Source organism: Saccharomonospora cyanea NA-134 (genome assembly GCF_000244975.1).
Classification (GTDB): domain Bacteria; phylum Actinomycetota; class Actinomycetes; order Mycobacteriales; family Pseudonocardiaceae; genus Saccharomonospora; species Saccharomonospora cyanea.
This window is the reverse complement of record NZ_CM001440.1, coordinates 525,479-547,427: the sequence shown is the minus strand read 5'-3', so window position 1 is coordinate 547,427 and position 21,949 is coordinate 525,479. Positions and strand designations below refer to the sequence as shown.

Annotated in this window: 23 protein-coding genes; 5 read left to right on the top strand and 18 right to left on the bottom strand. The window is 70.2% G+C overall.

Annotated features, from left to right (window positions below; translation table 11 throughout):
• Positions 1 to 175: 175 nt before the first annotated feature.
• From SACCYDRAFT_RS02810 to guaB, 4 genes are all read right to left on the bottom strand, one after another.
• On the bottom strand, positions 176 to 997 hold the full coding sequence (locus SACCYDRAFT_RS02810; RefSeq protein WP_232283768.1) for a DUF1963 domain-containing protein: 822 nt from the start codon (positions 995 to 997) through the stop codon (positions 176 to 178).
• Positions 998 to 1,056: 59 nt separating this feature from the next.
• On the bottom strand, positions 1,057 to 2,775 hold the full coding sequence (locus SACCYDRAFT_RS02805) for an FAD-dependent oxidoreductase (RefSeq protein ID WP_005453386.1): 1,719 nt from the start codon (positions 2,773 to 2,775) through the stop codon (positions 1,057 to 1,059).
• 69 nt (positions 2,776 to 2,844) lie between these two features.
• Positions 2,845 to 3,978: a GuaB3 family IMP dehydrogenase-related protein gene (locus tag SACCYDRAFT_RS02800; RefSeq protein WP_005453385.1), complete on the bottom strand. Its 1,134-nt coding sequence runs from the start codon at positions 3,976 to 3,978 to the stop codon at positions 2,845 to 2,847.
• Positions 3,979 to 4,038: 60 nt separating this feature from the next.
• Entirely contained in the window at positions 4,039 to 5,583 is a 1,545-nt protein-coding gene (gene guaB, locus SACCYDRAFT_RS02795) for an IMP dehydrogenase (RefSeq protein ID WP_005453384.1), read from the bottom strand.
• 107 nt (positions 5,584 to 5,690) lie between these two features.
• Here guaB and SACCYDRAFT_RS02790 point away from each other — a divergent pair, with 107 nt between their 5' ends.
• A complete protein-coding gene (locus tag SACCYDRAFT_RS02790) occupies positions 5,691 to 6,077 on the top strand; it encodes a DUF5319 domain-containing protein (RefSeq protein WP_043536092.1) in 387 nt (128 codons plus the stop codon).
• A gap of 58 nt (positions 6,078 to 6,135) precedes the next feature.
• On the opposite strand, the gene SACCYDRAFT_RS02785 is transcribed toward SACCYDRAFT_RS02790, so the two are convergent.
• The 4 genes from SACCYDRAFT_RS02785 to SACCYDRAFT_RS02770 all read right to left on the bottom strand — a co-directional run bounded on the left by SACCYDRAFT_RS02785 (position 6,136) and on the right by SACCYDRAFT_RS02770 (position 9,675).
• The gene (locus tag SACCYDRAFT_RS02785) at positions 6,136 to 7,164 is read right to left on the bottom strand and encodes an anti-sigma-D factor RsdA (RefSeq protein ID WP_005453382.1); all 1,029 of its coding nucleotides are present in this window, start codon (positions 7,162 to 7,164) and stop codon (positions 6,136 to 6,138) included.
• Entirely contained in the window at positions 7,164 to 7,736 is a 573-nt protein-coding gene (locus SACCYDRAFT_RS02780) for a sigma-70 family RNA polymerase sigma factor (RefSeq protein WP_005453381.1), read from the bottom strand. The genes SACCYDRAFT_RS02785 and SACCYDRAFT_RS02780 overlap by 1 nt, the downstream gene beginning before the upstream one ends.
• 311 nt (positions 7,737 to 8,047) lie before the next feature.
• A complete protein-coding gene (locus tag SACCYDRAFT_RS02775; protein WP_003073605.1) occupies positions 8,048 to 8,644 on the bottom strand; it encodes a response regulator transcription factor in 597 nt (198 codons plus the stop codon).
• Positions 8,645 to 8,784: 140 nt separating this feature from the next.
• Positions 8,785 to 9,675, bottom strand: coding sequence for a hypothetical protein (locus tag SACCYDRAFT_RS02770; RefSeq protein WP_005453380.1), 891 nt, complete (start codon positions 9,673 to 9,675; stop codon positions 8,785 to 8,787).
• 297 nt (positions 9,676 to 9,972) lie between these two features.
• Here SACCYDRAFT_RS02770 and SACCYDRAFT_RS02765 point away from each other — a divergent pair, with 297 nt between their 5' ends.
• Positions 9,973 to 10,275 carry a WhiB family transcriptional regulator gene (locus tag SACCYDRAFT_RS02765; RefSeq protein ID WP_005453377.1) on the top strand — a complete coding sequence of 101 codons (303 nt, stop codon included), beginning with the start codon at positions 9,973 to 9,975 and terminating at the stop codon, positions 10,273 to 10,275.
• Positions 10,276 to 10,419: 144 nt separating this feature from the next.
• Here the strand turns inward: SACCYDRAFT_RS02765 and groL are convergent, their stop codons facing one another.
• Together groL and groES are read right to left on the bottom strand one after the other, a co-directional pair.
• Positions 10,420 to 12,027 carry a chaperonin GroEL gene (gene groL, locus SACCYDRAFT_RS02760; RefSeq protein ID WP_005453371.1) on the bottom strand — a complete coding sequence of 536 codons (1,608 nt, stop codon included), beginning with the start codon at positions 12,025 to 12,027 and terminating at the stop codon, positions 10,420 to 10,422.
• An 84-nt stretch (positions 12,028 to 12,111) separates the two neighbouring features.
• On the bottom strand, positions 12,112 to 12,405 hold the full coding sequence (gene groES, locus SACCYDRAFT_RS02755) for a co-chaperone GroES (protein ID WP_005443379.1): 294 nt from the start codon (positions 12,403 to 12,405) through the stop codon (positions 12,112 to 12,114).
• Between the two features lie 345 nt (positions 12,406 to 12,750).
• Between groES and SACCYDRAFT_RS02750 the strand changes: the two genes are divergently transcribed.
• On the top strand, positions 12,751 to 14,376 hold the full coding sequence (locus SACCYDRAFT_RS02750; RefSeq protein ID WP_005453369.1) for an alkaline phosphatase D family protein: 1,626 nt from the start codon (positions 12,751 to 12,753) through the stop codon (positions 14,374 to 14,376).
• A 42-nt stretch (positions 14,377 to 14,418) separates the two neighbouring features.
• A complete protein-coding gene (locus SACCYDRAFT_RS02745; RefSeq protein WP_005453367.1) occupies positions 14,419 to 15,648 on the top strand; it encodes an alpha/beta fold hydrolase in 1,230 nt (409 codons plus the stop codon).
• Here SACCYDRAFT_RS02745 and tsaD read toward each other — a convergent pair.
• The 7 genes from tsaD to SACCYDRAFT_RS02710 all read right to left on the bottom strand — a co-directional run bounded on the left by tsaD (position 15,629) and on the right by SACCYDRAFT_RS02710 (position 20,664).
• Positions 15,629 to 16,675 carry a tRNA (adenosine(37)-N6)-threonylcarbamoyltransferase complex transferase subunit TsaD gene (tsaD, locus tag SACCYDRAFT_RS02740; protein ID WP_005453364.1) on the bottom strand — a complete coding sequence of 349 codons (1,047 nt, stop codon included), beginning with the start codon at positions 16,673 to 16,675 and terminating at the stop codon, positions 15,629 to 15,631. The two genes, SACCYDRAFT_RS02745 and tsaD, sit on opposite strands and share 20 nt — an antisense overlap.
• Positions 16,675 to 17,148 carry a ribosomal protein S18-alanine N-acetyltransferase gene (gene rimI / locus SACCYDRAFT_RS02735; RefSeq protein WP_005453359.1) on the bottom strand — a complete coding sequence of 158 codons (474 nt, stop codon included), beginning with the start codon at positions 17,146 to 17,148 and terminating at the stop codon, positions 16,675 to 16,677. Before rimI ends, tsaD begins: the two co-directional genes overlap by 1 nt.
• Positions 17,145 to 17,768: a tRNA (adenosine(37)-N6)-threonylcarbamoyltransferase complex dimerization subunit type 1 TsaB gene (gene tsaB / locus SACCYDRAFT_RS02730; protein ID WP_005453357.1), complete on the bottom strand. Its 624-nt coding sequence runs from the start codon at positions 17,766 to 17,768 to the stop codon at positions 17,145 to 17,147. The genes rimI and tsaB overlap by 4 nt, the downstream gene beginning before the upstream one ends.
• A 280-nt stretch (positions 17,769 to 18,048) precedes the next feature.
• Positions 18,049 to 18,708: a DUF5701 family protein gene (locus SACCYDRAFT_RS02725; protein WP_005453355.1), complete on the bottom strand. Its 660-nt coding sequence runs from the start codon at positions 18,706 to 18,708 to the stop codon at positions 18,049 to 18,051.
• 17 nt (positions 18,709 to 18,725) lie between these two features.
• Positions 18,726 to 19,103, bottom strand: coding sequence for a VOC family protein (locus SACCYDRAFT_RS02720; RefSeq protein WP_005453354.1), 378 nt, complete (start codon positions 19,101 to 19,103; stop codon positions 18,726 to 18,728).
• A complete protein-coding gene (locus tag SACCYDRAFT_RS02715) occupies positions 19,100 to 19,996 on the bottom strand; it encodes a Vgb family protein (RefSeq protein ID WP_408640308.1) in 897 nt (298 codons plus the stop codon). Before SACCYDRAFT_RS02715 ends, SACCYDRAFT_RS02720 begins: the two co-directional genes overlap by 4 nt.
• Before the next feature lie 11 nt (positions 19,997 to 20,007).
• Complete coding sequence (locus SACCYDRAFT_RS02710; RefSeq protein ID WP_005453350.1) at positions 20,008 to 20,664, bottom strand: CatB-related O-acetyltransferase; 657 nt, start codon at positions 20,662 to 20,664, stop codon at positions 20,008 to 20,010.
• A gap of 91 nt (positions 20,665 to 20,755) precedes the next feature.
• Here SACCYDRAFT_RS02710 and SACCYDRAFT_RS02705 point away from each other — a divergent pair, with 91 nt between their 5' ends.
• Positions 20,756 to 21,394 (top strand): TetR/AcrR family transcriptional regulator, encoded by a 639-nt coding sequence (locus SACCYDRAFT_RS02705; RefSeq protein WP_005453349.1) that lies wholly within the window; start codon positions 20,756 to 20,758, stop codon positions 21,392 to 21,394.
• A 66-nt stretch (positions 21,395 to 21,460) separates the two neighbouring features.
• On the opposite strand, the gene tsaE is transcribed toward SACCYDRAFT_RS02705, so the two are convergent.
• Entirely contained in the window at positions 21,461 to 21,934 is a 474-nt protein-coding gene (gene tsaE / locus SACCYDRAFT_RS02700; RefSeq protein ID WP_005453347.1) for a tRNA (adenosine(37)-N6)-threonylcarbamoyltransferase complex ATPase subunit type 1 TsaE, read from the bottom strand.
• Positions 21,935 to 21,949 lie beyond the last annotated feature (15 nt).

The following is a 21,949-nucleotide window of genomic DNA, read 5'->3' as shown; positions in this document are numbered from 1 at the left end:
ACTCCTCAACGATTCACTACGACGAAAGCCTGCCTCCATCGTCGCAGGCCGGTCGACGAGCGATTCCCCCAGGTGGCGGTTACGGCCCGCCGCGGGCGACCGCACGGGCGCCCGGCACGTTTCGCGGGCAAAACACGGTCGGACACCCCGCACGAGGCCGGATCAGCGGCCCGGATCAGTGGCACTGCACCTCGACGCGGGCCTGGCTGAAGTCGCCCGCTCGCAGAGCGTCGAGCGGGATCACGTAGTACAGCAGACCGAAGTCGCCGAACTGCCACTGTTCGTCGCTGTCGAGCTGAAGGAGATGCACCTCGCCGTCCCGCAGGAACCCGCTCTGGAGTGGCCATGGCCAGCCGAACGCACGGTGATGGCGACCCCAGTGGTAGGCCGGATGATCATCGCTGCCTGGTCTCCACTCGCCAGAGAGATCGAACGCGGCGAACCAGCGCGGCATGTCGTCCTCGTCGTCGGAACCAAGCAGAGCCTGCACCACCGGTTCGTCGTAGCTGGGCAGGGTGATGATCGGTGCGGCGGCTGCCGGACGAGCGTCGAACACGTACGCGGGCGAGGGAGCGAGCCTCTCCACCGCGTACCGCGGATCAGCGGCGACGACCCGCCAGCACCGCGAATCGGTGAACACGTCGAAGCGCCGGTATTCGGCGTAGGGCATGTCGGGCTCGAGATAGAAGAAGTTGAGCAGCCCCGAGACGGCTGGCAGCTCCTCGCCGAGCCAGGGGGCCAGCACATCGACGTCGAGGACCGCCATGAGATTGAGCGGTATCCCCTCGACATGCGGCCATTCGGTCACCGGCTCCAGCAGCGCGCCACCGCCGAGACGGCTCCGGCCGGCGGGTGCGGCGGCTTCACGGGCCGGGGCGATGCGGTAGCCGCGTCGCGCGAGCGCCGCCATGCGCGGCCCGTCCCGCTCGCCCAGCGTCTCGACGCAGTGTGCCTCCAGCTCGGCCAGCACCTCGGTCACGTCCATGCCCACGTCCATGCGAGGCATCCAACCACCGGGTGACTGCACTGCCGGTGCTGGGCGCGGCACCCGCTGACTCAGGTGTCCCCGCGCACCGGGGTGAGCCGCAGGGCGGCCGGGGCGTGCGAAGGCACGGCGGGCGCCCTCGGCGGCACGGGGTCGACCCGCCGGTACGGCTCGCCCGGCTCCGGCCTCGGGTCCGGCTCACCCTTGTTGGGCCAGAGCGAGAACGCCCGCTCGGCTTGCGCGGTGATGGTCAGCGAAGGGTTCACCCCGAGGTTGGCGGTGATCGCGGTGCCGTCGACGACGTGCAGGTTGGGGTAGTTGAACACGCGGTGGTACGGGTCGATGACGCCGTTGCCGGGATCGGTGCCGATGGGAGCGCCCCCGATGAAGTGCGCCGTGAGCGGGATGTCGAACACCTCGCCCCACGTGCCGCCCGCGATGCCGCCGATGTGCTCGGCCGTCCGCCGGTTCGCCTCGTAACCCGCCGGGATGAACGTCGGGTTCGGCGTGCCGTGACCCTGCCGGGACGTGTAACGGCGCCGCCCGAACCAGCCCTTCCTCGTGTAGGTGGTGATGGAGTTGTCCAGGCTCTGCATCACCAGCAGGATCACCGTGCGCTCGCTCCACCGGTAGCCGTTGAGCAGCTTGAGCGTCTGGACGGGATGCTTGCGCATGAACCGCAGGATCTGTTTCCAGCGGGGCACCTCCGACGCACCGTCGGTGGCGACCGTCTGCAACAGGCTCATGGCGTTGCTGCCCTTGCCGTACCGCACCGGCTCGATGTGGGTGTCGGGGTCGGGGTGGAACGACGACGTGATGGCCACCCCGCGGCTGTAGTCGCGGTCCGGGTCGACGGTGGTGCGGCCGGCACCGACGATGGCCTCGGAGTTGGTCCGGGTCAGCTCGCCCAGCCGTCCGGACAGGTGCGGAAGCACGCCCTTGTCGCGCATGTCGTGCAGCAGCCGTTGGGTGCCCCACGTGCCCGCGGCGAACACGACGTGGCTCGCGGTGAGCGTGGTGCGGAAGCGCCGCGACGAGGTGCCCGTCTTGCGAACGTCCACCTCGTACGTGTCGTCACCGCGCGGGCGCACGGCCGTCACCGTGGTCAGGGGGATCACCTTCGCACCGCACCGCTCGGCGAGGTACAGGTAGTTCTTCACGAGCGTGTTCTTCGCGCCGACCCGGCATCCGGTCATGCACGAACCGCACTCGGTACAGCCGGTGCGGTCGGGTCCGGCTCCCCCGAAGTAGGGGTCGGACACGCGCTTGCCGGGCTCGCCGAAGTACACGCCGACGGGAGTCGGGTGGTAGGTGTCGGCCACACCCATGTCGGCCGCCACCTTGCGCATCACCTCGTCGGAGGGCGTCACCGTGGGGTTGGTGACCACGCCGAGCATCCTGCTCGCCTGGTCGTAGTGGGGGGCGAGTTCCGACTCCCAGTCGGTGATGTGGGCCCACTGCCGGTCTGTGTAGAACGGCCGCAGCGGCCGGTACAGCGTGTTCGCGTAGACGAGCGAACCGCCGCCCACACCCGCGCCCGCCAGCACCATGACGTCCTTGAGCAGGTGGATCCGCTGGATGCCGAAGCAGCCCAGAGCCGGCGCCCACAGGTAGCGGCGAAGATCCCAGGACGTCGAGGCGAACTCGTCGTCGGCGAACCGGCGTCCCGCCTCGACCACGGCGACCCGGTAGCCCTTCTCCGTCAACCTCAGAGCGGCCACACTGCCGCCGAAGCCCGACCCGATGACCACGACGTCGTAGTCAACACGGTAGGTGTTACGCCCAGTCACAGGTAAGAGGGTAGACGGGGACCCTCTATCCTGACCAGAGGTAAGTTACCGATCGGTTGCCCAGCGAGTTCAGGCACGGACCGCGAGCCCGACCTTCTGGAACTCCTTCAGGTCGGAGTAACCCGTCTTCGCCAGTGCCCTGCGGAGAGCACCGAAGAGGTTCACCACGCCCTCCGGATCGGACGACGGACCGTGCAGCAACGTCTTCAGATCCACGTCGTGGCTCGGCCCCGCGGCGACGCGCGACCGCGGCAACGACGGGTGCGCCGCGGCCGCCGTCCAGTACAGGCCCTTGCCGGGCGCCTCGCGCGTCGCGGCGAGCGGCGCCCCGAGCATGACGGCGTCGGCACCACACGCGACGGCCTTCGCGATGTCACCGCTGCAGGTCACCCCGCCGTCGGCGAGCACGTGCACGTACCGGCCGCCGGTCTCGTCGAGGTAGTCCCGGCGCGCGGCGGCCGCGTCGATCACCGCGGTGGCCATCGGCACGCCGATGCCGAGCACCCGGTCGGTGCTCGTCACACCGGGCGTGTGGCCGTGCCCGACGATCACACCCGCCGCGCCCGTGCGCATGAGATGCATGGCCGTGCGGTAGTCGCTGACCCCGCCCGCGATCACGGGCACGTCGAGGTCGGCGATGAACTCCTTGAGGTTCAGCGGGTCGCCGTCGCGCGCCACGTGCTCGGCCGACACGATCGTGCCCTGCACCACCAGCACCTCGACGCCCGCGCTCAGCAGCACCGGAGTCAGCTCGGCCGCGTGCTGCGGGCTGACCCTGGCGGCCACCGTCACCCCGGAGTCGCGCACGGTGCGGATGGCCTCGGTGAGCAGCTCGTTCTGGATCGGGGCCGAGTGCAGCTCCTGCAGCAGCGCGCCCAGTTCCGCCCAGTCGGCACCCTTGCGGGCGAGGTCCACGACCCGCCCGAGGGCCTTGTCCGCGTCGGCGTGTCGCGCCCACACACCCTCGGCGTTGAGCACGCCGAGCCCGCCGAGCCTGCCGACCGACACCGCCGTGTCCGGCGACACCACGGCGTCGGTGGGGTGGGTCACGAGCGGCAGGTCGAACCGGTAGGCGTCGATCTGCCAGGCGGTGGAGACGACCTTCGACGACCGCGTGCGTCGCGAGGGCACGATGTCGATGTCGTCGAAGCCGTACGACCGCCGCGCCGTCCGGCCCATACCGATCTCGACCAGATCCCGCACGTGAAATCCCTTCTTTTCCGACCGTGAGGCCTTTTTCCGTGAACGTCGACGGAGCGCGAACTACCGGGTGGTGTAGTTCGGGGACTCCACGGTCATCGTGACGTCGTGGGGGTGGCTCTCCTTGAGCCCCGCAGAGGTGATGCGCACGAGCTGGGCCCGCTGCAACTCGGGGATGGTCGAGGCGCCTGCGTAACCCATGCCCGACCGCAGCCCGCCCACGAGCTGGTGCACCACCCCGGCCAGGGGACCCCGGAAAGGCGTCCTGCCCTCGATGCCCTCCGGCACGAGCTTGTCCTCGGAGAGCACGTCGTCCTGCGCGTAGCGGTCCTTCGAGTACGACCGCCCGCTGCCGCGCGACGCCATGGCTCCGAGCGAACCCATGCCCCGGTACGTCTTGTACTGCTTGCCGTTGACGAGGATCAGTTCACCCGGCGCCTCGGCGGTGCCCGCGAGCAGACTGCCCAGCATCACCGACGACGCCCCCGCCGCGATGGCCTTGACGATGTCACCGGAGTACTGGATGCCGCCGTCCCCGATCACGGGCACCCCGGCGGGCCTGCACGCCTTGTCGGCCTCGTAGATGGCCGAGATCTGCGGAACACCCACACCGGCCACCACCCGCGTGGTGCAGATGGAGCCGGGGCCGACGCCGACCTTGACGGCGTCCGCGCCCGCGTCCACGAGCGCCTGGGCGCCCGCCCGCGTGGCGACGTTGCCGCCCACCACGTCGACGGCGCTGCCGAGTTCCTTCTTCAGCCGGGCCACCGTGTCGAGGACCCCACGCGAATGCCCGTGGGCCGTGTCGACCATGAGCACGTCCACACCCGCGTCGGCCAGTGCCATGGCCCGCTGGAACCCGTCCGCACCCACGCCCACGGCCGCGCCCACGACGAGCCTGCCGTCGGTGTCCTTGGTGGCGTTCGGGTACTGCTCGGTCTTGACGAAGTCCTTCACCGTGATGAGGCCGCGCAGCTTGCCGTCACCGTCGACGAGGGGCAGCTTCTCGACCTTGTGGCGGCGCAGCAACCCCAGTGCCGCGTCCGCGGTGACACCCACCTGCGCCGTCACCAGCGGCGCCTTGGTCATCACCTCGCGCACGGGCTTGCTGTAGTCGACCTCGAACCGCATGTCGCGGTTGGTGATGATGCCCACCAGCGTGCCGGAGGAGTCCGTCACCGGCACACCCGAGATGCGGAACCGGGCGCACAGTGCGTCCACCTCGGCGAGCGTGTCGTCCGGCGAACACGTCACCGGGTCGGTCACCATCCCGGCCTCCGAGCGCTTCACGACCTCCACGGCCTGCGCCTGCTCTTCGATCGGCAGGTTCCGCTGCAACACGCCCAGGCCGCCCTGCCGCGCCATGGCGATGGCCATGCGAGCTTCGGTGACGGTGTCCATGGCCGCCGAGATCACGGGGATGTTGAGTCGAACGTTGCGCGTCAGCTGGGTGCTCGTGTCCACGGCGCTCGGGATCACGTCCGACTCGGCCGGGAGGAGCAGCACGTCATCGAACGTCAGACCCAGCATCGCGAACTTGTCCGGGGCTCCGCCGGTCTCCTCCGACTCGGAGGACAGCAAACCTGCGGGCACGGTGTCATTCGTCATGGGTGGAGCTGACCTTCCTCGGCAGGATGAACCGTCCAGGGATATGCGGACCTGTTAGCGATGGTATCTGGACGCACCCCGGGGATGGCCCGGTACCGTGCTGGATCGTGCCACACGAAGTGTTGCCTCCGGACCCGTTCGCTGACGACCCGAACGACCCCGCGAAGGAGTTCGCGGCTCTCGACGAGCCCGTCGCCGAGCCGATGAGCCCGGAAGAGCGGTCCGAGCTGCTCGCGGACCTGTCGGACCTCACGGTCTACCAGGCACTACTGGAGCCTCGTGGGATCAGGGGAATCGTCGTGGACTGCGCCGAGTGTGAGCAGCCGCACTACCACGACTGGCATCTGCTCCGGGCGAGCCTCGAACAACTTCTGACGGACGGGCAGATGCGCCCGCACGAACCGGCCTTCGACCCCAACCCCGCGCTCTACGTCACATGGGACTACTGCCGGGGGTTCGCCGACGGCATCACGGCCACCGAGAACGCCCACTGAGAACACCGTCCGACCGCGCCCTCCATCCCGAGGGCGCCCGCCGGGTGTGACCAGCCCGTCAGCTCGTCGCGCCCGTGCTGTCCTTCGATGTCGAGGTGTCGGAACGACTGTCGGACTCGTCGTCGCTGGGGCTCTCGGTGGTCGTGGTGGGCGAGGAGGGCTCGGTCGACGGCGAGGTCTCCGTCGTGGGGATCGACGACGTCTCGTCGAGTTCGGGCGGCACGCTGTGAAGCGACGACTCCGGTGGGGTGTCCGACGGTGTCGAGGTGAGCGACTCGTCGGTCCCCGGGGTGGTCTCCGACGACGCGGGCGGAAGCGGGTACGTGTCCTCCGGCTGGCCGAGCTGCGCCATCAGCTCCGTGTGGCGGGCGCGCAGCTTCGCGAGTTCGTCCTCGCCCGTGACACCCTGGAGCGCCTGCTCGGCCTCCTCCAGCGCACGACGCGCGTCCTCGTAGCGTTCCTGGGCGATGGCCAGACGCGCCGCGTCGAGGTCCGTGCGCACGGACGCCGCCGCCTCCACCGACCGCGCGTGGTCGGCGTACAGCACCTTGCTGAGTCCCCACAGGGTGTCGCCGGGCTGCGCGTCCCGGGCGGCGAGCGCCGTTCCGGTGAAGCCGATGGCCAGCACCGCGGCAGCCGCCGCCACGGGTACCAGCATGCGTCTGCGTCCCCTGCCACGGGCGTTGCGCGCGGCGACGGCCGTCCTCACGGTGGTGACGGCCGAGGGGGTGTCGACGAGCTCGGGGATGGCCTCGCTGTCCACGTCTCGCCGCCACGCCAGTAGCAACGCGCTCAGTTCGTGGTCGCCGAGACCGTCGGTGACGCGGGAGTCCGCCCCGCCGAGCGCGTCGAGCAGGGCGTCGTCCGCCTGGATGGCGGAAAGGTCGGTCAGCTCGACGTCGGTGGCCTCGACGTCCGGACGCGACGAACGCTGGGTGTCCGAAGCATTCGCGGTGCCCGAGGAGCCCGAGGAGCCCGAGGAGCCCGTGGAAGCCGTGGAGCCGCGCGACGGCATGCCGTCGCCTCGACCTTCGGCCTCGAATCCGGTTTCGTGGTTGTCGCCGTCGACACCGTCGCGTTCCGTCATCAGACCACCTCCTCAGCGGCCAGCGCCTTGCGTAGCCGCGCGAGGGCGCGATGCTGGGCGACTCTGACCGCCCCGGGCGTCGATCCGACGGCCTCCGCGGTCTCCTCCGCGGACAGGCCGACCACGACCCGCAACACCACGATCTCGCGTTGTTTGTCCGGCAGTACCTGCAACAACTGCGACATCCGTTCGTTCAGCTCACCCTGCAGAGCACGTTGTTCCGGCCCGATGTCGCCCTCGACCTCGTCCGGAACCTCGGCCACCGGCTCGGCACGGTTGCGGGACGCCGCCCGGTGGGCGTCGGCGACCTTGTGCTGGGCGATTCCGTAGACGAAAGCCAGGAAGGGGCGGCCCTGGTCACGGTACGAGGGCAACGCCGTGAGCACCGCGAGACACACCTCCTGGGCTACGTCGTCTGCCGAAGCGAACGATCGTTCCTGCCTGCCAACCCTGGCGCGGCAGTACCGCACCACCAGAGGACGGATAGCGGCCAGCAGCCGCTCGACCGCCTGAGGATCTCCCTCGACAGCGGCAGCGACCGACTCGTCCAGCCCGTCCCCCAAGTTGGCCATCGCAGACAACAGTCCCGGTGTTACGTCTAGGCGTGCAAAAACAACGGCGTGCGGCTGTCAGAACCGTCGCCATCACGCCGGTGACACCTACCGTACCTGCTGGTACCGCTCGATTTCGTTGACGGTCGCCCAGGAGTCCTTTCCACGATGCAACCTGCGACAACGGACCCTACCGTACTGGTCAACATTTCAACGATCATCGACTTCCCGGCGACACGGTTGTCGGCCACAACGTGACACGCCACACCGGCGTGACCGGCGTGGCGTGTTCGGTGATCAGAGGCACTGCGTGGCGGGCGGTACCGACCCATTCAGGAGACGAGGCCGCGTCGGAAGCCGTGCGCCACGGCCTGGGCTCGGTCGCGCACGCCGAGCTTGCGGAACAGCCGACGCGCGTGGGTCTTCACCGTGTCCTCGGACAGGTAGAGCTCGCGGCCGATCTGCCCGTTGCTCTTGCCCTGACTCATGCCCCGGAGCACCTGGAGTTCGCGCTCGGTGAGCTGAACGCCGGGGTCGGAGGGCTGCCGGGGCGCGGGCACGGACGTGCTGGCCAGCGTGTGGGCGAGCGCGGCGACGAGTTCCGGGCGGGAGGCGTCCCACCTCAGGTAGCCACGGGCCCCGCCGGCAATGGCCGCGGCGATGCTTCCCGCGTCGTCCGGGGCGCCGAACACGATCACGTTCGCCTGCGGGTTGGCGGAGACCAGCCGCCGCGTGGCCTCCACACCGGTCGGCACGGCACGCTGCGTACCCACGAGCACGACGTCGACCGGCTGCCGGGAGTACCGGGCGAGCAACTCGTCACCGTGCGCTACGCAGTCGATGCGACTGACGCCGGGAACAGCGGACATCACGCGCGTGAGCCCTTCGCGGACACTGCGTCGGTCATCGCAGATCAAGACCGTCGTCACAGGGGTTCCTTCCTGCAGCCGGGTGACATTCCTCTTCCCCTATCGGACGCTTTAGGTGTCACCTTGACACGATCCGGTGGCTTTTTTTGGAGGAATCTTCGCCCGGATGTCGGCATAGGCCATATCTCCCTGGAAACGGGCTAGATCGGCACCCATGGCGAGTCGTGAGCCAAGCGCCGTCCCACCGGATCGGTTGAGTCGAGTAACACACTCAACTCATCGGTAACTCTGGAGCGATTCCAAACAGCTTGTTCCGGTTCCAGATCGGCGAGAAGCGCGAGAGCGGGCCATGTCAATGATCGCCATCCGTTTCGCTCGGCTGCCGCCAATGCCGATTCGACGAGTGCCCGCGCCCGTTCGACCCCTTCACGCTCCCCCACGGCCGCCAACGCCGCCCCGAGCACCAGCGCCGACTTGGCGGCGTGCCGGTGGGCACCGCGCCGCTCCGCGATCGCCAGGGCACGTTTCGCGGGCAGAACACCGTCGGCCGGCCTTCCGGACGCGAGAGCGAGCTCGGCACGCACCCACCCCAGCCGGGTCTCGGCGCGCCAGCAGCCACTCACGGCGACCACCTGAGCGGCCCTGGCCACCAGCGCTCCCGACGCGGCCAGCCTGCCCAGCCCGAGGTGGTCCGCCGCCAGGCCCAGCAGGGCGTCGACCAGCGCACCCGCGGCGTCAAGGCCGTCGGGGTCGTCGCAGCGCCACCCCGAACCACCCGGCGGTTCCGCCTCGGCCGCCCTGCGCAGCGCCATGCCGTCGAGGCGCAGCGCGGCAGCATGGCCGCCGAGCTGCCGCCGGTGGGAGGCCAGGGCCGAGGCCGCCAGCGACGCGACCAGGGCGTCGCGGTGGCGGCTCAGAGGCTCCAGCAGCGACGCCGCCGCCGCGTACCGCCCGCACGCACCGAACACCACGCCCTGGAGCCAGCTCCGCAGCGGCGCGGACGCGACGGTCACGCCGTCCGGCATCGGCTGTTCGGCGTCCCGGCTTCCACCGAACGCGGCGGTTCGCAGCACTTTCTCGACGATCGGCATGCCCTCATCGTGACCCGGACGAGTCGCCAACAGCACAGCGGGTAGAGCGAAAAACGGGCAGGAAATACCACCGGATCACCTGGTGAAACTCGCCTGAGTGAAACCGTCGAACCATTTTTAGGCTGCGTGTCACCGATCACAGTCCCTTGGCACGCCTATCGGCTGATTCCACTGACAGGCCTTGAACATTCGGCAGAAGGGCTTCTAGCGTTACGGCCGTTGCACCAAATGGAGTAGTCGCACTACGACAACTGCACAATCCGGCCGCGTGGTGCCGGATATCGGAGGCGGTCACGAATGGCAGACACGCGCAGACTCCCTGGCCCGAACGCGGATGTGTGGGACTGGCAACTGGAGGGGGCTTGCAGGGGGATGGACAGCGGCTCGTTCTTCCACCCCGACGGGGAGAGGGGACCGGCACGAGCAAGGAGGGAGGCGCGAGCGAAGGCCATCTGCCACACCTGCCCGGTGCTTCAGATGTGCCGTGAACACGCGCTTGCCGTCCACGAGCCGTACGGAATCTGGGGCGGGCTTTCCGAGTCCGAACGGGAAGCCATCATCCGCTCCCGGAAGCGGCAGCTCACGCTGACCGCACGCTGATCGGGCGCTCGCGGGACGTTCCCCTCCCGCGCCTCGATCGCCGTCCGCCGAACTGGGCGAGCAGGGACGGACGGCACACGAACGGGGCGGCACTCCAACGGTGAGTGCCGCCCCGTTCGCCGTGTCACATCGGCGCCCCGGCGCTCAGTGAGCGTGGCCGTGGCCTGCCGCGTCGTCGCTCTCCTCGGGCTTCTCCACCACCGAGCTCTCGGTGGTGAGCACCAGCCGGGCGATCGACGCCGCGTTGGCCACCGCGGAACGGGTGACCTTCACCGGGTCGATGATGCCGGCGGCGAGCAGGTCGGTGAGCTCACCCGTGGCGGCGTTGAGCCCCTCGCCCCACTTCTGCTCCTGCACCTTCGACACGATGACGGCGCCCTCGTGGCCCGCGTTGGTGGCGATCCAGAACAGCGGCGCGGTCAGCGCATCGCGGACGATCTTGACGCCGGTGGCCTCGTCACCGGTGAGGCCGAGGTCGTCGAGCTCCTTCGCGATGTGCGTCAGAGCCGAACCGCCACCGGGGACGATGCCCTCCTCGACAGCGGCCTTGGTGGACGCCACCGCGTCCTCGATGCGGTGCTTGCGTTCGTTCAGTTCCGTCTCCGTGGCCGCCCCCACGCGGATCACCGCGACGCCGCCGCCGAGCTTGGCGAGCCGCTCCTGGAGCTTCTCGCGGTCCCAGTCGGAGTCGGTGGTCTCGATCTCCTTGCGGATCTGGGCGATACGGGCCTGCACGTCGTCCTTCGTGCCCGCGCCGTCCACGATCGTGGTGGTGTCCTTGGTGACCTCGATGCGCCGGGCCCTGCCCAGCACGTCGAGCCCGACCTCGGACAGCTTCAGGCCGACCTCGCTGGAGATCACCTGCGCGCCCGTGACGACGGCGAGGTCGTCCAGGAACGCCTTGCGGCGGTCGCCGAAGAACGGCGCCTTGACCGCCACGGCGGTGATCGTCTTACGCAGCGAGTTGACCACCAGGGTGGACAGGGCCTCGCCCTCAACGTCCTCCGCGATGATGAGCAGCGGCTTCTTGTCCTCGGCGACCTTCTCCAGCAGCGGGAGCAGGTCGGCCAGCGCCGAGATCTTCTCGCGGTGCAGCAGCACGTAGGCGTTCTCCAGGATCGCCCGCTGCTCCTCCGGGTTGGTGGCGAAGTGCGCCGACAGGTAACCCTTGTCGAACTGCACACCCTCGGTGATGTCGAGCTCGGTGGCGAGCGTGGAGGACTCCTCCACCGTGATGACGCCGTCCTCGCCGACCTTCTCCACGGCCTCACCCAGCAGCGCGCCGATGGTGGCGTCGCGCGAGGTGACGGTGCCGACCTGGGCGATGTTGTCGCGGCCCTTCACCGGGGTGGCCTTGGCCTGGAGCAACTCGACGACCTTCTCGGCCGCCGCTTCGATGCCCCGGCCGAGAGCCGTGGGGTTGGCGCCCGCCGCCACGTTGCGCAGGCCGACCTTGACCAGCGCCTGCGCGAGCACGGTGGACGTCGTGGTGCCGTCACCGACCACGTCGTTGGTCTTGGTGGCGACGTTCTTCGCGAGCTGGGCACCGAGGTTCTCGAACGGGTCGTCCAGCTCGATCTCGCGGGCCACGGTGACACCGTCGAGGGTGATGGTGGGGCCACCGAACTTCTTGTCGAGCACGACGTGGCGGCCGCGAGGGCCGAGCGTCACCTTCACCGCGTTGGCGAGCTTGTCCACCCCGCGTTCGAGCGCCCGACGAGCGTCCTCGTCGAAGTTGATCTGCTTAGCCATGGGGAAACCTCTCTCGGGGAAGCGCGAAACGCCCCGGTACCCCGGCGTGTGCGGGGCCCGGGGCGTTTCGACGCGAGGCGGTCGTCAGTTGATGACGGCCAGCACGTCACGAGCGGACAGGATCAAGTACTCCTCGCCGTTGTACTTGACCTCGGTGCCGCCGTACTTGGAGTAGATGACGACGTCGCCTTCCTTGACATCCACAGGGATGCGGTTGCCCTTGTCGTCGACGCGGCCCGGGCCCACGGCCAGGACCTTGCCCTCCTGGGGCTTCTCCTTCGCGGTGTCGGGGATGACGAGGCCGGAGGCCGTCGTCTCCTCGGCCTCGCTCGTCTGGACAACGATCTTGTCCTCGAGCGGCTTGATGTTCACGCTCACCGGTGTGACCTCCACGGGTCTTCCAAAGCGTTGGCAGGTACCTAGTTGGGTACGGCTCCTACCACCCCGCCGTCGCGGGTGCCGGGGCGTGTGCGGTGCCGTGCGATTAGCACTCTAGCCATCGGAGTGCTAGCCGCGCAACCAGGGTAACCCGGCCGACTCGTCCCTGGTCAGTGACGTGATGGCGGCGTGAGCTCGAGCACGGTCGCCACAGTGGCGCCGACCAGCAGCGCACGGGCGGAAACAAAGTTCACCCCGCGATCACCCGTTCGGGAAGAGACGGTCACCACTCGGCGGCAGGCTGTGCGGGTTCCGGCTGATCGAAACCACGTTGGGAGACGATCCATGCCCGCTTCCGGTGAGAAGAACACGTCACCGATCGTGCCGAGCCGCCGCCAGGTGTTGCTCGGTGGAGCCGCGTTGGGAGCCACAGCGCTCACCGCCACGGGCCTGACCGCCCTCGGCCCCGCTGCCAGGGCCGCCACCGCACAGGGCGCAGGCGCCCCCCTGCGTGGGGACGTCTTCACGCTCGGCGTCGCGTCCGGCGAACCCGACCACCACAGCGTGGTGTTGTGGACCCGGCTCGCCCCCGACCCCCTCGCGGAGGACGGGCTGGGCGGCCTGGGGCGTCGCACCGTCACCGTGCAGTGGGAACTGGCCCGCGACGAGCGGTTCCGCCACGTCGTTCGACGCGGCGTCGAGACGACGGACGCCGAGGCCGGATACGCGGTCCACGTCGAGGTCGCGGGACTCGCCCCGGGCCGGGAGTACTTCTACCGCTTCCGCTGCGGCCGGTTCCTCTCCCCCACCGGCCGCACCCGCACCGCGCCCGCCCCCGGCGCACTCGGTGCGGGGATGGTGATGGCCTTCGCCTCCTGCTCCCAGTACGAGCACGGGTACTTCACCGCCTACCGGCACCTGGCCGAGGACGAGCCCGACCTGGTGCTGCACCTCGGTGACTACGTCTACGAGTACCGGGCGGACTCCTACGTCTCCCCTGACGGCAACGTCCGCGACCACCGCGGGCCGGAAACCGAGACGCTCGCGAACTACCGGCAGCGCTACGCGCAGTACCGCGCCGACACCGACCTGCAGGCCGCCCACGCCGCCGCGCCGTGGCTCGTGGTTCCCGACGACCACGAGGTCGACAACAACTGGGCGGGCGACGTGTACGAGAAGCCCGAGATCCCACAACCCGACTTCGAGACGCGTCGCGCGAACGCGTTCCGCGCGTACTACGAGAACATGCCTCTGCGCCGCCGCAACCGGCCGCGCGGCTCGCACATCCAGCTCTACCGCACCGTGTCGTGGGGGGCGCTCGTGAACTTCCACATGCTCGACACCCGCCAGTACCGCGACGACCAGGCGTGCGGCGACGGATGGAAGGTCTGCGAGGACGCCGTGGACCCCGCCCGCTCGCTCACCGGCGACGACCAGGAGCGGTGGCTGCTCGGGCAGTTCCGGCGCTCCCGTGCTCGCTGGGACCTGCTCGGCCAGCAGGTGTTCTTCGCCCGCAGGGTGAACGGCTCCGGCGCGGTGAGCATGGACGCGTGGGACGGCTACCGCGGCTCGCAGGACCGCATCAGCGAGGGCTGGGTGGACGCGGGCGTGCGCAACCCGGTGGTGCTCACCGGTGACGTGCACACGCACTGGGCCAACGAGCTGAAGGCCGACTACGCCGACCCCGACAGCCCCGTGATCGGCACCGAACTGGTCACCAGCTCGATCACCTCGGGTGGCAACGGAGCCGACTCCGACCCCGCCGAGCACCCCGACCTGCGACGCAACCCGCACATCAAGTTCCGCAACAACCAGCGCGGTTACGTCCGTACCCGCATCTCGCGGGAGGAGTTGCGGGCGGACTTCCGTGTCGTCGACTACGTCACCGAACCCGGCGCGCCGGTGCGCACGCGGGCGTCGTTCGTGGTCGCCGACCGGCACCCCGGGCTGACCGAGGTGAGCCCACGCTGAGCCGGCGGGAACCCGCGTTCGGTGTTCGCGCGTTGACCGCGTGTGAACACCGAACGTCTCCGCGCACTCGCCGAGCACGAGATCCGTGATCCGGTGGGCGGCACCGTGTCCCGCCCGCTCGGGGACAACCGGACCGTCGACATCGCCTACACCCGTCCCCACCGCCGCACCGACCGGCCGCCGGTCGTGCTGCTGCCCGGTGGGCCGGGCCTGGCTTCCGTGTTGCCCTACCGGGTGCTGCGGCGCAGGGCGGTGCGGCGCGAACTCGACGTGATCATGATGGAGCACCGCGGCGTGGGGCTGTCGCGCAGGGACACCGAAGGTGTGGACCTTCCCGTCGAGGCGGTGACCGTGGAGGCCGCCGCCGACGACCTCGCCGCCGTGCTCGACCACGAAGGCGTGGACCGCGCCGTGGTGTACGGCTCGTCGTACGGCAGCTACCTGGCGGCGGTGTTCGGCGTTCGGCATCCGGACCGGGTCACGGGCATGGTGCTCGACTCGCCCGTGCTGTCGGCCTCCGACGTGGACACCGTCCGCGCCCACCGGCGGAGGCTGCTGTGGCACGGCGAGTCCCGCACCGCCGCGTTGCTGCGGGAGCTGCTGGAATCGGGCCGGGCCCCGATGGACGAGGCCGGCCACGTCGTGCAGGTCACGTACGAGTTCGCGGGCCCGGCGACGGTGGAGAGACTGCTCGAGGCGCGGATGCGCGGCCACGCCCTGCGAACGTGGCGGAGACTCGCCTCGCTCGGCGCCAAGGAGATCGCAGGCGAGGGCATCCCGCTCATGCTCGACATCGACCTGGTGGCGGGCATCACGCACGGCGTGCTCGGCTACGGCGCGGAACCCGACGGGCTGCCGCTCGACCCGCAGGCGATGTTCGCCGAGGCCGCGGCGAAGGGACCCGCTTTCACCGGCGACACCGTGGACCTGCCCCGCGCGCTCGGGGAGTTCCCGTGGCCCGCCGCCGTCGTCTCCGGCGGCCGGGACCTGCGGACTCCCCGACCGATCGCCGAGCGAGCCGTGTCGCTACTGCCCGACGCGGTGCTGGTGGAACTGCCCGAGAACGGACACAGCGCGCTGGACACTCACCAGCTCGCCGCGTTGCACGTCGCACACCACCTCGTCGAGGGGAACCTCCACGGGCTCACCCGCCACGCACCGCGCATCGCGGAACTGCCCAGGCGCGGTTCCTCCGCCTCGCTCGGCCCCCTGATCGTGGCGGCACTGGCGGCGGAACTCGCCGCCGACCGCGTCACACGCAGACGGTGCTGACCGGCAGCGCGGGGTTCGCCGACAGGTCCAGCGGGCTGGGCTCACAGCCCGCGGCCACGAGATGGGCACCCAGCGCGGCGATCATCGCGCCGTTGTCCGTGCACAGCCTCGGCCTCGGCACGCGCAGCTCGATACCCGCCTCCGCGCAACGCTGCGCCGCCAGACCCGACAGGCGGGAGTTCGCGGCCACACCGCCGGAGATGACGAGGGTGCCGATGCCGGAGTCGGTGGCCGCCCGCACGGCCTTGGCCGTGAGCACGTCGGCCACCGCCTCCTGGAACGACGCGGCGACGTCGGCGACCGGGATGTCCTCGCCCCGCGCCTGCGCGCCCTCGACCCACCGGGCCACCGCGGTCTTCAGGCCGGAGAAGGAGAAGTCGAACGCGGGGTCCCTCGGGCCGGTCATGCCCCTCGGGAACGCGATCGCCTTCGGGTCGCCCTCGCGCGCGGCCTTGTCGATGGGCGGCCCACCCGGGTAGGGCAGGTCGAGCACCCGGGCCACCTTGTCGTACGCCTCGCCCGCGGCGTCGTCCACCGTGGACCCGATTTCGGTGATCTTGCCCGCGATGTCGTCGACCCGCAGCAGCTGCGTGTGGCCGCCGGAGACGAGCAGCGCCAGCGACGGCGTGGGCAGCGGGCCGTGCTGGAGGGTGTCGACGGCGATGTGCCCGACGAGGTGGTTCACGCCGTACAGCGGGACCTCCAGCGCGGCCGCGTACGCCTTCGCGGCGGACACGCCCACCAGCAGCGCACCGGCCAGCCCCGGGCCCGCCGTCACCGCGATGGCGTCCACGTCGGACAGAGTGAGGCCCGCGGCGCCGAACGCCCTGCGCACCGTGGGAACCATCGCCTCCAGATGGGCTCGGCTCGCGACCTCGGGCACCACACCACCGAACCGCGCGTGCTGGTCCACGCTGCTGGCGACCTCGTCGGCGAGCAGCTCGACGGTGCCGTCGTCGTGCAACCGCACGAGCCCGACGCCCGTCTCGTCACACGAACTCTCCACGCCCATGATGATCCTGGGCATCAGCCTGCAACCTCCTGAGTGCGGCGGGCCGGCCGCACCATCGTGTACGCGTCGGCGCCCGAAGGCTGGTAATACCTCCTGCGGAGGCCGACGCGCTCGAACCCGTGTCGTTCGTACAGCGTGATGGCGGTGTCGTTGTCGGTGCGGACTTCCAGCACCACCGGGGCGCACAACTCGTCGGCGTGGGCGAGCAGGGACCGCAGCAGCGCGGTGCCGACGCCCTTGCCCTGGTGGTCGGGGTGGACCGCGATCGTGTGCAGGCCCGTCTCCCAGTCACCGGGCGCGCCCACCACGGCCAGCCCCGCGTAACCGACGAGCCGTTCCAGCTCGTCGATCGCGGCCAGGTAGTGCCCACCCGCGTCGAGCTCGGCGTGGAAGGCAGCGGCACTCCACGGGCTGTCACCGGAGAACAACAACCGCTCGATCTCCACGCACGCGCGGATGTGACGCCGTCGCAGCGGTTCGAGCCTCACGGCGTCGTCACCCGCTTCCGAGCGCCCGGCACCGTGGCGTCCGGCCGGCGCAGGTAGAGGGGAGTCAACGGCCCCGGCTCGGCACCGGAGAAGACCGCGGGCGCGGCCGCGCGGGCGAGGCCGGCGGGACTCGGGTTGGCGTGCTCGACACGGCGCACGGCGGCGTCCAGATCGGCGGGCTTGGACACCTCGGGGCCGCCCGTCCTGCGCCCGTCGGCGTCGTAGGCCGCCCAGTACACCTCGCGGCGGCGCGCGTCGGTGACGACGAGGAAGGGTTCGGCGAAGTCACCGCCGTTCACCGTGTCGGCGGCGATGGCGTCGAGGCTGCACACCGGATGTGCGGGGATGTCGAGGCTGTGGGCCAGCGCGGCGGCCGTGACGATGCCCGCCCGCAGGCCGGTGAACGGGCCCGGGCCGACACCGCACACCACCGCGGCGATGTCGCGCAGCCTCACCCCCGCGCGGCCGACGGCGTCGAGCACGTGCGGGGTCAGCAGCTCACCGTGCGCGCGGGCGTCGTGGGTGACGCGCTCGGCCAGCACGGTGGCCGACTGCTGCTCCAGGTCGACGACACCGGCCGTGACGGCGGGCGTGGCGGTGTCGATGGCGAGTACAAGCACCCTTCGAGCCTACGACCGGCGCGGGCGCGGCGGCCCGGCCGCCCGGCAACCACGTTTCGCGGGCTGAACGTGGTCGGGGTCCGCCCGGCCACCGTGTTCCGCCCGCGAAACGTGGCCAGCGGCAGCCGCCTGGCCGCGACAAGCCCGCGAGAAGTCATCGGGGTGACCCGATCACGGCAGGCTCGCCGACTGTGGCCAGGGCGGGCGACCGGACCGGAATATGCCCGCGAAACATCGTGGGGAGGGCCACCCCGACCGTGTTTCGCGGGCGAAACACGGTTCAGCCCGCGGCCACCCGCCCTCCGGCGGAGGCCATGCCGAGCCAGGTGTGCGGGTTGCGCTCCCAGCACCAGCCCAGCTTGGGCGCGTTCTTGCTGATCCAGAGGGCGGGCACCCGGCGGTCACCGCAACGCGAGCCGCCAAGCATGTAGCACTTGTTCTTCACCAGCACCTCCGGGAAGAGGGTCAGCAGCGCGACACCCTCCTCGATCGTCAACACGGTGCGCTCGCGATCGGCGATCACGCCCATGGCGTCGACCGGAACGGCCCCGCAGAACTCCTCACCTCGGTCGACGTCGAACACCAGGTACGCGCGCGGGTCGGGCAGGTGCACCGCGTCCGTGGCCACGAACCGTTCGAGGGAACCTTCCTCGAACGAGTGGTCGACGAACCCGGGTCTGCTCTTCCCCGCCAACGTCGTGCGCGGCATGGTCTCCTCGATCGGCACCAGTTGCCGGGTCACCACCAGCACGAACGCCACGCGCCCGCGTTCCGGGTCGTGCTCACCGGCCGCGGCGGAAGCCGCCACTCCGCGTAGCGGCGCCACCGTTTCGCCGAACTGCTCGGCCGTCAGGCCTGCCGCTCCGGGGTAGCCCAGCTCGATCAACCGGGCGACCTGCCGGTCGAACTCAGCTTCGGCATCGAAGGCGGCACCAGTCATGAAAACCCCCAGGCGGTTCAGATGTACGGTCGGGTGATGATCTCGATGGCGTGACCGCCGGGGTCCTTGAAGTACACCCCGCGTCCCCCGTGCTCGGTGTTGGTCCCGCCCGGCCGTCGCATCTGCGGATCGGCCCAGTGCTCGATGCCCCGCTCGCACAACCTCGCGTACGCGCGGTCGAACAGCTCGTCGTCCACCAGGAACGCGTAGTGCTGCATCTGGATCTCGTCCACCGGCGGTTCGGCGAACTGGAGCAGCACACCCTCGTCGAGCTGGACGTTCACGAACGGCCCCCAGGACGGCGCCTCGGGCAGCTCGAGGAGTTCGCGGAAGAAGCGGGCCGATTCGTGGCGGTCCTTCGCGGCGATGATGGTGTGGTTGAAGGTGACGGTCAGTGCTTCCTCCCGGGGTCGACGTCGACGCGCGCCAGAGCGCCGTTCTCAAGCGCGGTCCAGACGGCCCCGTCGGGGCCGACGGTGATGCCGTGCGGTTCGCTTCCCGGACTCGGGAGCTCGTGCACCTCGACGACGCCGTCGGACGTGATCGAACCGACGCGCCCGGCTCCCCACTCGGTGAACCAGTGCCTGCCGTCGTCGCCCGCGGTGATGGCGTGCGGCTTCGCGGCGCGGTCGGGCAACGGGTACTCGGTGATCTCCCCGTCGGTCGTGATGCGACCGACCTGCCCGGCCATGATCTCGACGAACCACAGCGCACCGTCGGCTCCCGCGGTGAGCCCCACGGGTCCCGCGGCCTCGGTGGGCAGCTCGTGCACCGTCACGGTGCCGTCGAGTGCCATGCGTCCGATGGCGTTCGCCTGGTTCAGCGTGAACCACAGCGCGCCGTCGGAACCGGTGTCGATGATCGACGGGAACGCGCCGCGCAGCGGTAGCGGGTACTCGGTGAGCTCTCCGTCGGTCGTGACACGGCCGATGCGATCGGCACCCAACTCGGTGAACCACAACGCGCCGTCCGGCCCCACCGTGAGCCCGTACGGGCCCGCCTCCGCCGTGGGCGGGGAGAACTCGGTCACCTCGCCTTCGGTGGTGATCCGGCCGATGCGGTGGCCCTGGTACTCGGTGAACCAGAGCGCACCGTCCGGCCCGCTGACGATGACGGTGGGCTGGCAGTCCGGGTCGAGCCGGTGGATCGTGGGCTCCTCACCGGGCACGAACCGGCCGATGCGTCCGGAACGAGCCATGGTGAACCACAGTGCGCCGTCCGGCCCGCTGGTGACGCCGTAAGGACCGGTACCGCTGCCGGGCTCGGCCACCACGGGATACTCGGTGATGAAAGTCCGTGTCACAGGGACTTCTCCAATCCGTGGTCGGCGGCGATACGGGCGACGTCGGCCGGGTCGCCGGCCATGATCGTGCGAGCGTGCTCGGTGACGAGATCGGTGGGCCAGTCCCACCAGGCGGCCCTGCGCAGCCGCTCCACGTCGGCCTCGTCGAAGCGGGCGCGGATCGGCCTGGCGGGGTTGCCGCCGACGATCGTGTAGGGCGGAACGTCGGCCGTCACCACCGCACCCGCGGCGACGATGGCGCCGTCACCGATTCGGACACCGGGCAGCACGGTGGCCCGGTAGCCGAACCAGACGTCGTTGCCGACGACGGTGTCGCCCCTGCTCGGCATGCTCGTGACGAGGTCGAGCGTTCGCTCGGCCCACTCCCCGCCGAACATCGTGAACGGGTAGGTGGACACCCCCATCGTGGGGTGCTCGGCCCCCGCCATCAGGAAAGTCGTCCCCGAGGCGATGGCGCAGTACCTGCCGATGACCAGTCGCTCGGGCCCGTAGGCGTAGAGCACGTTGCGGGTTTCGAACTCCGTCGCGCCGTCCGGATCGTCGTAGTACGTGTACTCCCCCACGACGATCTTGGGCGAACTCACCAGCGGCTTGAGGAAGACCACCCGTTCGTGCTGGGGCAGTGGGTGGACGGTCCTGGGATCAGGAGTCAAAGGCAATCCTTTCTGATACGAGGACAAACTTATGACTGACCTAACTTCATGTCAAGGATATTTTTTGAGCAGACCTAGGTAAGCTCGTGGCATGGGCATGGAACAGCTGGGTCTCAGGGAACTGAAGAAACGTCAGACCAGGGACAACATCTCCCGGCACGCGACGAGACTGTTCATGGAGCGCGGCTTCGACAACGTGACGATCGCCGAGATCGCCGCCGCCGCCCAGGTCTCCAAGATGACGGTCACCAACTACTTCCCCCGCAAGGAAGACCTGGCGTGGGAACTCAACGAGCGCTTCGCGGACATGCCCGCGAACGCCGTCCGCGCGCGACGGCCGGGGGAAGGGGCGCTGGCAGCGGTGAGGGCGGCCTACCTGACGCAGGTGGCTGAGCGGGATCCGATGGCAGGGTTCGCCGGGCCGCAGTTCGCCCGCATGGTGGCGGACAGCCCCGTCCTCGCGTCACGCCTGCGCCAGTTCCACGACTACCGCGAGAAGTCGCTCGCGCAGGCCCTCGCCGAGGAGACGGGGACAGCCGCGGACGACCTCGTTCCCCGGCTCGTCGCGGCCCAGCTCAACACCGTACTGCGGCTGCTCTTCGACGAGACCGTGCGTCTCGTTCTCGAAGGCGGGGAGCAGGACGCCGTCGCGGAGCGGATCACCCGGGACGCGGAGACCGCCTTCGCCGCCCTCGAACCGTCGTTCGGCGACTACGCCGTCCGTACCTGACCAGGGCGGGCACCACGATCAGCCCGCGAAACACGCCCGGCGGGGGGCGCGCGCAGCCCCCCGTGATCAGCCCGCGAAAGATGCCGAGGACACTCGCGCCGTCCACCCGCCGTGCGGTTCGAGCGTGACCACGCGGACGTCGTCGTGGCGCCGGTCGAGGCGCACGACGAGGTGGTCCTCGGCGAGCCGTTCGGCCATGCCCTCACCCCATTCGACCACCAGCGCGGCGCGGTCGAGTTCGGTGTCGAGGTCCAGGTCGTCGAGCTGGGCGAGGTCACCACCCAGCCGGTAGGCGTCGACGTGCACGAGAGGCACTCCCGACTCCCCCGCCGGGTGCACTCGCGCGAGCACGAACGTCGGTGAGCTCACCCGCCCCGACACTCCCATGCCTTCGGCGATCCCTCTGGTCATCGTGGTCTTGCCCGCCCCGAGCGGGCCTGCCAGCAACACCAGGTCACCCGCCCGCAGCAACCTGCCCAGCGCCCGGCCGAACTCCATGGCGTCGTCGGGGGTGGGCAGCTCGACACTCACCTGCGTCACCGGGTTCCTTCCTGC